General features: G+C 62.1%; 14 protein-coding genes and 1 pseudogene. 6 read left to right on the forward strand and 9 right to left on the reverse strand.

Features of this window, described 5'->3' with window-relative positions; genetic code table 11:
* Positions 1–11: 11 nt before the first annotated feature.
* From C4N04_RS20395 to C4N04_RS20415, 5 genes are all read right to left on the reverse strand, one after another.
* Entirely contained in the window at positions 12–1,103 is a 1,092-nt protein-coding gene (locus C4N04_RS20395; RefSeq protein WP_096763212.1) for a Gfo/Idh/MocA family oxidoreductase, read from the reverse strand.
* Positions 1,104–1,105: 2 nt separating this feature from the next.
* Positions 1,106–1,933, reverse strand: coding sequence for a carbohydrate ABC transporter permease (locus C4N04_RS20400; protein ID WP_106796870.1), 828 nt, complete (start codon positions 1,931–1,933; stop codon positions 1,106–1,108).
* Entirely contained in the window at positions 1,930–2,925 is a 996-nt protein-coding gene (locus tag C4N04_RS20405) for a sugar ABC transporter permease (protein WP_096763214.1), read from the reverse strand. The genes C4N04_RS20400 and C4N04_RS20405 overlap by 4 nt, the downstream gene beginning before the upstream one ends.
* The gene (locus C4N04_RS20410; protein ID WP_106796871.1) at positions 2,925–4,178 is read right to left on the reverse strand and encodes an extracellular solute-binding protein; all 1,254 of its coding nucleotides are present in this window, start codon (positions 4,176–4,178) and stop codon (positions 2,925–2,927) included. Before C4N04_RS20410 ends, C4N04_RS20405 begins: the two co-directional genes overlap by 1 nt.
* A 79-nt stretch (positions 4,179–4,257) precedes the next feature.
* The gene (locus C4N04_RS20415; RefSeq protein ID WP_040112929.1) at positions 4,258–4,911 is read right to left on the reverse strand and encodes a GntR family transcriptional regulator; all 654 of its coding nucleotides are present in this window, start codon (positions 4,909–4,911) and stop codon (positions 4,258–4,260) included.
* A 130-nt stretch (positions 4,912–5,041) separates the two neighbouring features.
* On the opposite strand from C4N04_RS20415, the gene C4N04_RS20420 reads away from it, so the two are divergent.
* Both C4N04_RS20420 and C4N04_RS20425 read left to right on the forward strand, forming a co-directional pair.
* Positions 5,042–6,238 (forward strand): Tm-1-like ATP-binding domain-containing protein, encoded by a 1,197-nt coding sequence (locus C4N04_RS20420; protein WP_106796872.1) that lies wholly within the window; start codon positions 5,042–5,044, stop codon positions 6,236–6,238.
* A gap of 10 nt (positions 6,239–6,248) precedes the next feature.
* Positions 6,249–7,073 carry a phosphoenolpyruvate hydrolase family protein gene (locus C4N04_RS20425; protein WP_106796873.1) on the forward strand — a complete coding sequence of 275 codons (825 nt, stop codon included), beginning with the start codon at positions 6,249–6,251 and terminating at the stop codon, positions 7,071–7,073.
* 67 nt (positions 7,074–7,140) lie between these two features.
* Here the strand turns inward: C4N04_RS20425 and C4N04_RS20430 are convergent, their stop codons facing one another.
* On the reverse strand, positions 7,141–8,004 hold the full coding sequence (locus C4N04_RS20430; RefSeq protein WP_106796950.1) for an NAD(P)-dependent oxidoreductase: 864 nt from the start codon (positions 8,002–8,004) through the stop codon (positions 7,141–7,143).
* Between the two features lie 204 nt (positions 8,005–8,208).
* Between C4N04_RS20430 and C4N04_RS20435 the strand changes: the two genes are divergently transcribed.
* The 3 genes from C4N04_RS20435 to C4N04_RS20445 all read left to right on the forward strand — a co-directional run bounded on the left by C4N04_RS20435 (position 8,209) and on the right by C4N04_RS20445 (position 9,987).
* The gene (locus C4N04_RS20435; protein WP_096763218.1) at positions 8,209–8,655 is read left to right on the forward strand and encodes a universal stress protein; all 447 of its coding nucleotides are present in this window, start codon (positions 8,209–8,211) and stop codon (positions 8,653–8,655) included.
* A 91-nt stretch (positions 8,656–8,746) separates the two neighbouring features.
* Positions 8,747–9,661, forward strand: coding sequence for a DnaJ C-terminal domain-containing protein (locus tag C4N04_RS20440; protein ID WP_040142969.1), 915 nt, complete (start codon positions 8,747–8,749; stop codon positions 9,659–9,661).
* A gap of 2 nt (positions 9,662–9,663) precedes the next feature.
* Complete coding sequence (locus C4N04_RS20445) at positions 9,664–9,987, forward strand: chaperone modulator CbpM (protein WP_096763219.1); 324 nt, start codon at positions 9,664–9,666, stop codon at positions 9,985–9,987.
* Between the two features lie 18 nt (positions 9,988–10,005).
* Here C4N04_RS20445 and C4N04_RS20450 read toward each other — a convergent pair whose 3' ends face one another.
* The 3 genes and pseudogenes from C4N04_RS20450 to C4N04_RS20460 all read right to left on the reverse strand — a co-directional run.
* A complete protein-coding gene (locus tag C4N04_RS20450) occupies positions 10,006–10,935 on the reverse strand; it encodes a phosphatidate cytidylyltransferase (protein ID WP_040112934.1) in 930 nt (309 codons plus the stop codon).
* Positions 10,932–11,552: a lysophospholipid acyltransferase family protein gene (locus tag C4N04_RS20455; RefSeq protein ID WP_040112935.1), complete on the reverse strand. Its 621-nt coding sequence runs from the start codon at positions 11,550–11,552 to the stop codon at positions 10,932–10,934. The genes C4N04_RS20450 and C4N04_RS20455 overlap by 4 nt, the downstream gene beginning before the upstream one ends.
* A pseudogene (locus C4N04_RS20460) lies at positions 11,549–11,653 on the reverse strand (CDP-alcohol phosphatidyltransferase family protein); the annotation flags it as partial. The pseudogene C4N04_RS20460 and the gene C4N04_RS20455, both read right to left, overlap by 4 nt.
* Before the next feature lie 443 nt (positions 11,654–12,096).
* On the opposite strand from C4N04_RS20460, the gene C4N04_RS20465 reads away from it, so the two are divergent.
* Positions 12,097–13,083, forward strand: a complete 987-nt coding sequence (locus tag C4N04_RS20465) for a BMP family protein (protein ID WP_040112937.1) — start codon at positions 12,097–12,099, stop codon at positions 13,081–13,083.
* Positions 13,084–13,089: the final 6 nt, after the last annotated feature.

Below are 13,089 nucleotides of genomic sequence, written 5' to 3' on the forward strand. Positions count from 1 at the left end.
CTTTCCCCTGTTCAGAAATTTGTGGTGACGCCGGCATCCGCGCGTCGATAGAATTCGAAGAGCTTCATGATCTCGCGGGCAATTTCGAGTGTGCCGCGGGTGATCGATGTGCCGGAAAGGATCGCATCCGTCAGATGCAGGATCTCCGGCACGTAGCCCAGATAGAAGAGGTTGTTGTTGTAGAGCTGGCCGAGCGAATGCTCCGGCTCGTAGAACAGGGCGGCATTCTCGTCCGGCTGGATGAAGCTTGCGGCGCGGCCATAGGACGGCAGGTCCGCCTTGCGGAAGTAAGTCAGCCGGCTGCCGTTTTCGACAATGGCGTTGGCGCCTTCGCCGATGACCTCGACCCGCTCGAATATACTGCCGCCCGATTGGCCGGCGGCCAGATGCAGCATGCCGATCGCGCCGGAGCGGAAACGCAGACTGGTGACGGTGGCCCCCGTCAGTGCTTCCCATTCATAGCTGGCGCGTTCAACCTCGCCGCCGAGGAAGTTGAGGATCGCGCCGGGATGATAGATGTGATCGAGGAAGCTCTGCATCCTGACGAGATCGGCGCGCTCTTCCGGCTTCGGCAGGCTCTGGGGATAACGGACATTGATCGAGGTCAGCCTGCCGAAACCGGGCGAGCCGATCAGGTCCCTGAGCTTCTCGATCGTCGGGAAGAAGGTTTTCTTGAGACCGGTCATCACCATGCGGCCGGCCGCAGCACTGGCCGCCTGCAGCCTTTCGATGTCTTCCAAAGTCGCGGCGGTCGGTTTTTCCATCCAGACATGCGCACCCGCGGCGAGCGCGTCGAGCGCCAGATCCGTTGCCTGCACCCGGCCGTCGGGATGATAGGCGGTAACGAGAAAGACAAGCTCCGGCCTTTCCTGCTCGAGCATATGGCGGTGATCGGTATAGGCTTTGCCGGCACCGAAAAGCTTGGCGAATTTTTCGGCGCGGGAAAGATCGAGATCGCAGACGCCGGCGAGCTCGACCGGCGTATAACGCAGCGCCGGGTAGATATTGCGGTAGGCATGGCCGCCGGCGCCGATAAAGCAGGCTTTGATGCGGTGGTCGAATTCGAAATTGTAACGGATTTCCCGCTGGACGTGATGCGACATGGTCAGCCCTTGATTGCTCCCTGCGTCAGCCCCTCGGTGAAGCGGCGCTGCATCAGGATGTAGAGAAGAATGATCGGCAGGAATGAAATGACCGTCCCGGAGAAGACCAGGCGGTAATCGGACGCATAGGTGCTGGCGAAACGGACTAGCCCGAGCGGCAGCGTCTGCACCTCCGGACTTATCAGCACGATCAGCGGCAGGAAGAAGTCGTTCCAGGTGGAGAGCGCGCTAATGATGACGAGCGCCTGCACCGCCGGCGTCGAGATCGGCAGGAAAACCTTGGTGAGGATCTGGACATGCGAGGCGCCGTCGATCTTGGCGGCCTCGATCAGGTCATCCGGCATGCCGATGAAGAAGCTCCGCATCAGGAAGATGCCGAAGGGAATGCCGTTGCTCACCTGCACCAGCACGATTCCAGCAAGCGTGTTGACGAGGTCGAGCCCGAAGAGCACCTGGTAGAGCGGAATAACGATGGCCTGGACCGGTACGGTGAGGCCGAGGATGAAGGCGTAGAACAGCCATTCCCGGCCGGGAAAGCGGATCTTGGCCAGTGCGTAGCCGGCAGGTGCGCATGTCAGCAGCGACAGGATGACGACGCCGATGAGATTGATGAGGCTGTTGCCGACGAGGTCGCCGAATCCGCCGATCTGCCAGGCATCCAGATAGTTCCGCCACATCAGATCGGCGGGCCAGGTGAAGGGATCGGCCTGGCCGATTTCGGCCTCGGTCTTGAAACTCGAGATCACCAGCCAGATGAAGGGAGCAAGGATCAGGATCAGCGCTGGGGTCAGCGCCAGCGCCACCGGCCATTCGCGATTGCGGGCACTCATTGGGACAGCCTCGCGCGCCAGCGGTTGAAGACGATGGTGATGACAATGGCCAGCAGGCTGAGCAGGATGCAGAGCACCGCTGCCAGTCCGTGATCCTGGGATTGGAAGGCGAGCCGGTAAATATAGGTGGTGATCAGTTCGCTTTGGTAGAAGGGGCCGCCATTGGTCATGACGAAGACCGTGGCGAAGCCCTTCAGGCCGTTGATCATCGCCAGCGAGACAACGAAGGTCATCACCTCGCGAAGCCCCGGCAGCGTCACATGGATCAGCTGCTGGAAGGCGTTGGCGCCGTCCACCTCAGCCGCGTCGTAGAGCGAGCGGTCGATATTCTGCAGGCCGGCGATAAAGAGCAGCATGTAGAGGCCGAAGCCCTGCCACGAGCTTGCGACATTGACGGAAAAGAGCACCAGGGCGGGATCGGAAAGCCAGCCTTGCGTGAAGGAACCAAGCCCGATCCGCGTCAGCGTCGTGTTCAGGAGGCCGAAGAAGGGATCGTAGATATTGGCCCAGATGACGCCGACCACCGCCAGCGACACCAGATGCGGCAGGAAAAAGGCGGTGCGGAAGAAGACCTGGGTGATCCTGAGCCGGCTGACGGCGAGCGCCAGCAGCAGGCCGAGCCCGCCTGCCATCACCACATGGTATGCGAGCCAAACGAACGTATGGACGAGGCTCTTCCAGACGATCGGATCATGCGCCGCCTTCGCGTAATTGCCGAAGCCGACGAAGCTCGCGGACGTGTTGAAGCCGGCCGAACTGTTGAAACTCAGCCAGAAGGTAGCGGCGATCGGCAGCAGGGTGAAGACGGCGTAAAGGCCGAGCGCCGGTGCCATCAGCCAGAATGCGGTGCCGGCATCGCCATCGGCTGAGCCGGACCCGGCCGCCCGGCGTTTGGACATACGGACGAATGTGCCGCCCGTATGTCCCGCCGCGGCAGGTCCGGTGCTGAGAGGAGCCACGACCTTGCTGCCTGATGTTTCGGGGATGGCCACTATTTCGCCTCTGCCATCTTCGCCTGGATCTGCTTCATGCCTTCCTCGCCGCCGATCTGGCCGGAGATCAAGCCCTGGATGACTTGGAAATAGGTGTCGAGCACGGTGCCGGGCAGATAGACGCTCGGATTGTAGCCGACGCCGCCTGCGGCTGCGGCGAAGATATCCTTGAGTACCGGGGTCGGCGGCTCGACGCCGGGGATTTCCCGCGGATAGATCATCGTGCTTGCCGGATCCTGCGCGCGTTTCTTCATCACCGCATCCGACAGCATGAAGTCGATCCATTTCATCGCCAGTTCCGGCTGCCTCGAATTCACGGGCACCAGCCAGCTCCAGCCGACGCCGCCGGTCGGCATCGCCGCGCCCTTGATGTCGGAGGGCATCGGCGCATAACCGGCATTCGACAGGTCATAACCGGCCTTGCGGGCATTGGCGGTGAACCAGGGGCCGGCAACGAACATGGCGGCGCGCTTGTTGAACCAGAGCCGCGAGGCACCATCGAGATCGAGCCCGGCCATCTCCTTCTTGATGTCGCCCGCCTCGACCAGCTTCTGCAGCCGGATGGCGCCGGCGGCGACGGACGGGTCGTCCCAGGCGATCTCGCGGCGCAAGGCCTTGCCGATCACCTCCTTGCCGCTCGCCGACTGCAGCAGGTTGCCGAAGAGATGACCGGCGCTGCCTGTTGTACGCGGGCCGATGGCGATCGGCTGCAGGCCGGCCTCCTCGATCGATTTCATCAGCGTTTCGAATTCGCTCCAGGTCGACGGGATCTTCCAGCCGGCCTGCTCGAAAATGTCCTTGTGATACCAGATGCCCAGCGCATCGAGCCCATCGGGAACCTCATAGATCTCGCCGCCGAACTGGCCCTTCAGCTCGGTGTACAGCCAGGGATAGATCTTGTCCTTCCAGCCGCGCTTTTCGTATTGCTCAGTGAGCGGGATCACCTGCTTGGCGTTTTTGACGACGCTGATACGGCCGATACCTGAATTGGTAAGGATCACGTCGGGACCGGCGTCCGACTGGATGGCGGCCTGCACCGCGCCGTTGCTGATCGTGCCGGTCGGCGGCATGAATTCGACGGTCACACCGGGATTGGCCTTTTCGAAATCGGCCTTGATGCCGTTCCAGAGCTGCGCGACCAACGGTTCGGTGATCTGTTCGGGACCCCACATTTTCAGGGTTTCGGCGTGCGCCGGCGAGCTTACGGCGATCATCGCCGCCAGTGCCGAGCCGCGGGTAAGAAATTTCAGCATTGTTCCCTCCTCCGGACCGCTCCCCGGCCCAAGTTTTTAGATTGTCGAAGGAGACCTCCCTCTCCTTCGTTTTCCCCGGCTAACCCTTCTGAAACCGCGCCATGACGGCCTGCTGGACATCGCTGATATGCGCGTGCATCAGCGCCTTGGCGCGGGCAATGTCGCGGGCCTTGAAAGCCTGCAGGATCTGATCGCGCTCCTCGGCGGCTCTTTCGGCTAGATCGCGGCTTTCATTGGCTATCGAGCGGCAGATCTGTATCTGCAGCGCGAGCCGCGCCAGCGTCTCGATCAGCGGCAGGCTCCCGGAAAGCTCGGCAATCGTCTCGTGAAATTCCTTGTCGCGCGTGCCGTAAGTCTCCATGTCGCCGCGGCGCAGCGCGGCCACTGCCTCATCCAGGATGCGTTCGAAGTCGGCAATATGCCGGTCGCTCATCTGCGGAACGGCGAGCTCGACGGCAAAACATTCGAGCGTCTTGCGCAGATTGTAGAGGTCGTCGATCTCCTTCGGCGTGAAGCTGCGCACGAAGAAGCCGCGATAGGGCTTGATCTCGATCAGCCCCTCCTTAGCCAGCGTGCCGATCGCCTCGCGGAACGGCGTGCGGCTGACCTGCAGCCGTTCCGTCAGTTCCTTTTCATCGATCGACACGCCGCTCGGCAATTCGCCGGAGACGATCAGGCGAACGATTTCCTCGTAGATCCGCTCTCGAAGGGTGAGGTGGCGCGGTGCGTTCATGGTCTCCATTTCCGTCTGGCATTCGAGGATTAAGTATGCAATATACGAAAGAATATACAATATGGAAAATACAAAATCGGGAATTTTATCGAAAACACACAGGCAAAGTTCAAAAAAGGGGAGGAAAGCAATGGGAAAGGTCTATGTCATCGGCACTTGCGACACCAAGCGAGCGGAACTGCGCTACGCCCAGGAGGTGATTAATGCGGCCGGCGCCGATGCCGTGCTGGTCGATGTCGGCACGCTTGGGGAGGATGCCGGCGCCGATATCCGGGCGCGCGAGGTCGCCCAATTTCATCCCGAGGGTGCGGCGGCTGTGCTCGGGCAGACCGATCGAGGGACGGCGGTTTCGGCCATGGCCAAGGCGCTGACGACCTTCCTGACATCACGCGGCGATATCGGCGCCGTCCTCGGCCTCGGCGGAACCGGCAATACCGCGCTCGTCACGGAAGCAATGCGCGCACTTCCGATCGGTCTGCCGAAACTGATGGTCTCAACGGTCGCCTCCGGCAATGTCGCGCCCTATGTCGGGCCGAACGATATCACCATGATGTATTCGGTCGTCGATGTCGCCGGCCTGAATGCCATTTCGCGCAAGGTGATCGGCAATGCGGCGAACGCGGCGGCCGGCATGGCCCGCAATCCTATCCCCGCCTCGAGCAATGATCGGCCGGGTATCGGCATGACCATGTTCGGCGTCACCACGGCCTGTGTCACGCAGGTGCGCGAGACACTCGGCAAGACGCACGAAATCTACGTCTTCCACGCCACCGGCGTCGGCGGCCAGTCAATGGAGAAGCTTGCCGATTCCGGCCTGCTGCAGGGCGTAATTGATGTGACGACGACGGAGGTTCCGGATCTCCTTGTCGGCGGCGTCTTTCCGGCGACCATGGATCGCTTCGGCGCCATCATCCGCACCGGCCTGCCCTATATCGGCTCGGTCGGCGCCGTCGATATGGTGAATTTCGGCGCGCGGGAAACCGTGCCTGTGCCTTTCCAAGATCGGAGGTTGCACGTCCACAATGCGCAGGTGACGCTGATGCGCACCACGCCGGAAGAAAATCGCCGGATCGGCGCTTTCATCGTCGAACGGCTGAACCGCATGCAGGGGCCGGTCCGTTTCCTGCTGCCACTGCAAGGCGTGTCGGCGATCGACGCCGCCGGCCAGCCCTTCCACGATCCGGACGCCGATGCGGCGCTGTTTACGGCCATCCGCGATGGCTGGCGCGATGCGGAAAACAGGCGTCTCGTCGAGGTCGACGCCCATATCAACAGCCCGGAATTCGCCGCGGCACTCGTCGCCAACTTCCATGACATCCATGACTGAGGAGACAGTTTTGACCCGCATCGACAGAAAAGGCATTCTGAACACGCTTCGCCGCAAGATCGCCGAGGGCCGGCCGATCATCGGCGGTGGAGCCGGCACCGGCCTTTCGGCCAAGAGCGAGGAAGCCGGCGGCATCGACCTGATCGTGATCTACAATTCCGGGCGCTACCGCATGGCCGGGCGCGGCTCGCTGGCGGGCCTGCTCGCCTATGGCAATGCCAATGAGATCGTCAAGGAGATGGGCCGCGAGGTTCTGCCGGTCGTGCGTCATACGCCGGTGCTGGCCGGCGTCAACGGCACCGATCCCTTCATGCTGCCCCATCACTTCCTCGACGAGTTGAAGGCGATGGGTTTTGCCGGCATCCAGAATTTCCCCACAGTCGGACTGATCGACGGCACCTTCCGCGCCAATCTCGAAGAAACCGGCATGGGCTTCGATCTCGAGATCGACATCATCGCCCGCGCCCACGCCAAGGACATGCTGACGACCCCTTATGTCTTCAGCCGCGAGGACGCCGTCGCCATGACCAAAGCCGGCGCCGATATCGTGGTCTGCCACCTCGGCCTGACCACGGGCGGCGCGATCGGCGCCGAAACGGCGCTGACGCTCGACGGATGCGTGGAGAAGATCAATGCATGGGCCGATGCCGCGCGGTCGGTGCGCGACGACGTCATCGTGCTCTGCCATGGCGGCCCGATCTCCATGCCGGCGGATGCCGCCTATGTGCTCGCCCGCTGCAAGGGCTGCAACGGCTTCTACGGCGCAAGTTCGATGGAGCGGCTGCCGACCGAGATCGCGATCCGCGCGCAGGTCGAGGACTTCACCAAGATATAGGCGTGGCTTGGACCGGCCGAGTGCCAGCTGCCGGCGCCTCCCTCGCGGGGCGCCGGCAGCGGAAGAGCTAGGGCATGACCATCGCGCCGGTTTCCGACGGGCCGAGGACTTCGTCCAGCTGCCTGACGAGGGCGCGGTCGCCGTCCACATCCGCCGCCAGCCGGGAGAAAAGATCGGCCATACCCCGAAAAATCGTTGCCGCCGGATCGTCCTCTCCGAGGAAATCGGCGATCTCCTGCATTTCGGCAACCCAACGATAGGCCTTCGGATACATATCGGGAATGGATTTCGACAGCTTGCGCTCGATATCGGGAAGGCTTTCCGCGAGTTCGGCCGTCAGGCTTTCGGCAGCACCCGAACGCGATGCGGCAAGCAGCATTGCGGCACCAAGCCCGGCAAATCCCTTGTTAATGCCGGCATAACACATCTTCAGCGCAGATGCCGCGCCGAGCGGTCCATCGAGCCTGCGGACCTTCAGGCCATGTTTTTCAAGCAGCCGGCTCCGCTCCGCGCTATCGCCGCTGATATAGAGTGTCGGACCTGATTTGCCGGCAACCGGCGGACCTCCGATGATGGCGCCATCAAGGACTTCTACCCAGCTGCCTTCAAACCGCGCCGCCAGTGCCTGCATCGTTTTCGGCGCAATCGCATTGAGGTCGATGAAGGGCGGCGGCGCGGGATTCTCCAGTGATATTTCGGCGATGAGGCCGGCGACGCTCATTGCCTCCGCCGGCGGAACGATCGATAGGACCAGCTCTGTCTTCGTCAACTCCTCGAGCGCGACCGGAATCATCCCGGCTGCTTGCGCTCGTGCGATCGTCGGCTCGCTCCGGCCGTCGAGATAGGTCAGCACCGTGGCGCCATGGTCGATCAGACGTTTGGCGACGGCGCTTCCCATCGCGCCCGATCCGATGATTGCGATATTGCCCATGTGAACCTCGATGATTGACGATATCGCGGTAAAGCTATTGCCGACGGCCGTGCCGTCAACTGCGACGATCCGCCCCGAGCCCCTCCAGATGGCCGCTTCCTGCGTTGCGATGTTGCGGCATTTCTGCTTGATATCGGTCAAAGCAGAGGTGGCCGGCGCCGGTATGATCAGTGCGCCTACTCGTATTCGGGAAGATTGAACTCAATGTATCGGACGATCATCTGCGGCATCGGCATGGGTTCCCGGGAAACGGCAATCCGCCTCCTGCGCCGGGCGGCGGCGCTGTTGGACCACGGCGGCAGCATCGTCGTCCTGCACGTCGTCGAGAATATTCCGCACCGCCACCTCATGGATCTTCCGGAGGAATTCGAGACGACGGCGATGGCCGACGCCGAAAGGAAGCTCGTATCGCTCTGTCGGGAATTGGGTGTTCCGGCAACGGTCGAGGTTCGCATCGGCGTTGCGGCCTCCATGCTCGTGTCGGCCGCCAAGGAGAGATCGGCCGATCTCATCCTGCTGTCATCGCATGTCCCCGATATCACCGACTACGTCTTTTCCTCGATCGTCGAGAAGGTCTTGCGCCACGCGGGCTGCTCGGTGCTCATCGATCGCCGTCCCGATCAGTTGCAGGAAGACGGGGCGCTGTTGTAGCTCTCCACAGCCTCCCCTCCCCTCCGGCGCTCTGACCACCTATATTTCAGGCAAATCAACGGCAGAATTGGCTGCCTGAGCGGAGACATGCATGAGCCAGGATCCCTATGAGCTTCTGGGCGTGAAGCGGGATGCGTCGCAAAAGGATATTCAAAGCGCGTTCCGTAAGCTTGCCAAGAAACTGCACCCCGACCTGAACCCCGGCGACCGGAAGGCCGAGGAGCGTTTCAAGGAAATTTCGACCGCCTACGAGATTTTGAGCGACGAAGAGAAGCGCGGACGCTTCGACCGCGGCGAGATCGATATGACGGGCGCTGAGCGGGCGCAGCGCAGCTATTATCGCGACTATGCCTCGGCCGGCGGCACCGATAATCCCTATCGCAGCAACGCCGGCTTCGCAGACTTCGGCGATGCCGACGACATCTTTGCGAGCTTCTTTTCACGCCGCACCGGCGGCGGCCGGGCGCGCAGCCAAGGCCAGGACCGGCGCTTTTCGATGGAGGTCGATTTTCTCGAGGCCATCAACGGCACCAGGACCGAGGTCAAGCTTCCGGATGGCCCCGCGCTAGAGGTGGGGATCCCGCCGGGAACGCGCGACGGCCAAACCTTGCGGTTGCGCGGCAAGGGGGAGCCGGGTGCTGGCGGCGGGCCGGCAGGCGATGCGCTCATCGAAATCCGTGTGCGTCCACACCGCTTCTTCACGCGCGACGGCGACGACATCCGCCTGGAGCTGCCGATTTCGCTCGGCGAAGCGGTGCTAGGGGGCAAGGTTCGCGTCCCCACGCCTTCAGGCCCTGTCAATCTGACGCTGCCGCCTCATTCCAACACCGGAAAAGTCCTGCGCCTCAAGGGCAAGGGCGTTCCGAAGCGCGGCGGCGGGCACGGCGACGTCTATGTCTCCCTGAAGATCGTCTTGCCCGATCAGCCTGATGAACGGCTGACGTCCCTGGTGAAGGAATGGGCGGCGGCACATCCACACGATCCGAGGAAGAACATGGAGGCCTGATCATGGATGATCATGAGTTCCGTCTTTACTTGCAAATCGATGTGGTCCAGCTCGATTTCTGGATCGAACAGGGCTGGCTTATCCCGGAGATCTCAGGCGAAAAGCGACAGTTTCGCGATGCCGATATCGCCCGCGCGCGGCTGATCCTGGATCTCATGGACGATATGGGTGTCAACGAGGCCGGCGTCGATGTCGTCATGGATCTGGTCGATCAGCTTCATGGTATCAGGGGAACGATGGGCAGGCTGATGACGGCCATTTCCAGGCAGGAGCGCGATGTCCAGCAGCGGCTGGTCGAAAGTCTCGAGGATTTGGAACGGTTTTGACGAGGCCGCGGCTCGTGCCTATGTCGTGAACCAGTAGCGGACGATATGGAAGAACAGCGGCGCCGCGAAGGTGATGGAGTCGAGACGATCCAGCACGCCGCCATGGCCCTCGATCACATAGCCCCAGTCCTTGGCGTTGAGATCGCGCTTGATGGCTGAGAGCACGAAGCCGCCGAAGAAGCCGGCTACCACGATGACGGTGCTGATGGCGGCCGCCTGCAGGGGTGAGAACGGCGTCAGACGATAGAGCAGCGTTCCCACCAGGATCGCCGAGGCGCCGCCGCCGATCAGGCCTTCGAGGGTCTTCGATGGACTGATGTTCGGCGAGAAACGATGTTTTCCCAGAAGCTTGCCCCACACATACTGGAAGACGTCGCTGAGCTGCACGACGATCACGAGATAGACGAGAAGAAGTGCCGACGGCGTGCCGGTCTCAAGCATCAGCAGTGCGGGCGCGTGGCTGATCGAATAGACCGTCAGCATCAATCCCCATTGCACCCTGGCAGTCCGCGCCAGGAACTCGTTGACGTCACCGGTCAGCGTCGCCACCGCCGGCAGGATCAGGAAGGCATAGACCGGAATAAAGATCGCAAAGAGGCCGTACCACAATGTTCCGAGCAGCACATATTGCAGCGGTAGGACGACGAAGAAGGATAGGAACAGCGCCTGGTGGTCGCCGCGCCGTGACGGCGTCAGCGTCCAGAATTCGCGAAGCGCCATGAAGGACAGGAATGCGAAGAGGATGACCACCGCCGTGTCGCCGAGCAGAATCGCGCCGCCGAAGACCGCGACCATGATCCACCAGGAGCGGATGCGGGCATTGAGGTTCTGGACAGTGGCGACGGAGCCGGGTTCGGTCGCGCGCCGCTGCAGGATGAAACCGATGGCGGAGGCGACGGCGAGCAGGCCGAGGATCGCGGCAAGGACGATGGAGAAAAAGCTAGTCATGCGACGCGCCCCCCGTCTGCCAACTCAATGATCGCGGCGCGGGCGCGGGCGAGGAATGCATCCTTGCCTTCGCCCGGTTCGACGCGCAGCGGCTTGCCGAAACGCGCCGTGCAGGTGATCGGCACGATCAGTATGCTTCCCTTCGGCAGGATGCGCTGCAGATTGTCGAGATGGATCGGCACGAGATCGACATCGGGGAAACGGCAGGCAAGGCGATAGATGCCGCTGCGGAACGGGGCAATCTCTTCGGTGGCGCTTCTCGTGCCTTCCGGAAAAATCAGGATCGAACGCCCCTCTTCGAGCAGCCGCTCGAGCGGCTCCAGCGGGTTGCTATCAGGCAGAGGCTTGCGGTCTATCAGAACGGCGCGCAGGCCCTTCTCCGCAATGAAACGGCGAAAGGCGCTGGTTCCCCAATAGTCGCGCGCCGCAACCGGATGGGTCAGCCGCCGCACCTGATACGGCAGGGCGGCCATGACGGCGACCGTATCGACATGGCTGTTGTGGTTGGCGAAATAGATGCGGCGGCGCGTGTCGGGCGTGCAGCCCCGCCACTCGCTGCGGGCGCCGACCATGATACGGACGAACAGCACAAGGAGGCGACGGACGAACGCGGTCATGATCTCTCCAGCGAACGGGCAAGCGTTGTCGTGCGGGTGATGCAGGTGACGAGGCTTCCGGCCGCGATCATGGCCGAGGTCAGGATCAGGGAGCAATGACTGGCTAAGCTGGTCGGCGTGACGCCGATGCGCGTCAGCCACACGCTCAGGGCGGACGATGACCGGCTCGCGATCGGTCGCCGCGAGGCGTCCTGTTCTTCACCCATTCCCTTGTTCCCCAACCCAACAGTTCTCCTGCATATCCTGCAAATATCGTCGCGCCAAGCCCTGCAGATCCGGTCCGAGCTATCATCTTGTCAAACGACGGAGGCGCTCGTTGGAAGGGAAATTCTCAACCGGGAAGCGCGACCGCATCGGGGTGCAGCCTGCCGCGCCGCGTTCTTTCCGCCAAGTCGCGGCGCCATGCAGGCATCCAAAAAAATCGGCGGCCGACGAAAGAGCCCAAGCAGTCGATCAGCCTGATTTTTAAGCCTGTTCTCTCCTTGACACCTTTTTAGGCGCTACTATGATTTTTGAACCAGATGGTAAAAAAGGGGAGCAATTGATGACCAAAGACATGCTGATTTCGCGCCGGGCAGTGATCGCATCGGGCATTGCGCTCGGAGTGAGCAGCCTGGCCCCGCTCGCAAGGGCTGCCGCCCCGCTGAAAGTTGCCGGCATTCATGCATCGCCGGTTGAAAACGCCTGGAATTCCTGTCTTCACAAGGCCCTTCAGGACGCTGCCAAGGAAGGGGTCATCGAATATGTCTTTTCCGAAGGTGTCTCAGGCACTGATTATCCGCGCGCCATGCGCGAATATGCCGAACAGGGCAACAAGCTGATCATCGGCGAGGCCTATGCGGTGGAGAAGGAGGCACGGCAGGTCGCGGCCGACTATCCGGAGACCGCCTTCGTGCTGGGTTCGAGCGGCGAGCAGGCCGGCGACAATTTCGGCGTCTTCGGCACGTGGAATCATGACGGCGCCTATCTGGCCGGCATGCTTGCGGGCAAGATGACCAAGTCGAACGTCGTCGGTTCGGTCGGCGCCATTCCGATCCCCGAGGTCAACATGCTGATCAACGCCTTTGCCGCAGGCGTCAAGGCTGTCAATCCAGACGCAAAGCACCTGGTCTCGTTCATCGGCACCTTCTTCGATCCGCCGAAGGCCCGCGAGGCCGGTCTTGCGCAGATCGACGCCGGCGCCGATATCCTGTTCGGCGAGCGCATCGGCACGGCCGATGCCGCCAAGGAACGCGGCATCAAGTCGGTCGGTTCGCTGGTCGATTACACGCCGCGTTATCCCGATACGGTGTTTGCCAATGCCATGTGGTATTTCCGCCCGATCCTCAATGCAGCGATTGCCGATGTCGCCGCCGGCAAACCTGTCGGTAGGAACTACACGTCCTACGGCCTGATGAAGGAAGGCGGCAGCGACATCGTCTTCGTCAAGGGTGTTGCGCCTGCCGAGGCTGAGGCGGCGATGGAAGCCAAGCGGGCGGAGATCAAGGCCGGCACCTTCGAAGTCCCGAAGATGATGGAAGAGCCGAAGTAGTTCGGC

It is taken from the genome of Rhizobium sp. H4, assembly GCF_003013335.1.
Taxonomy (GTDB): domain Bacteria; phylum Pseudomonadota; class Alphaproteobacteria; order Rhizobiales; family Rhizobiaceae; genus Rhizobium; species Rhizobium sophoriradicis.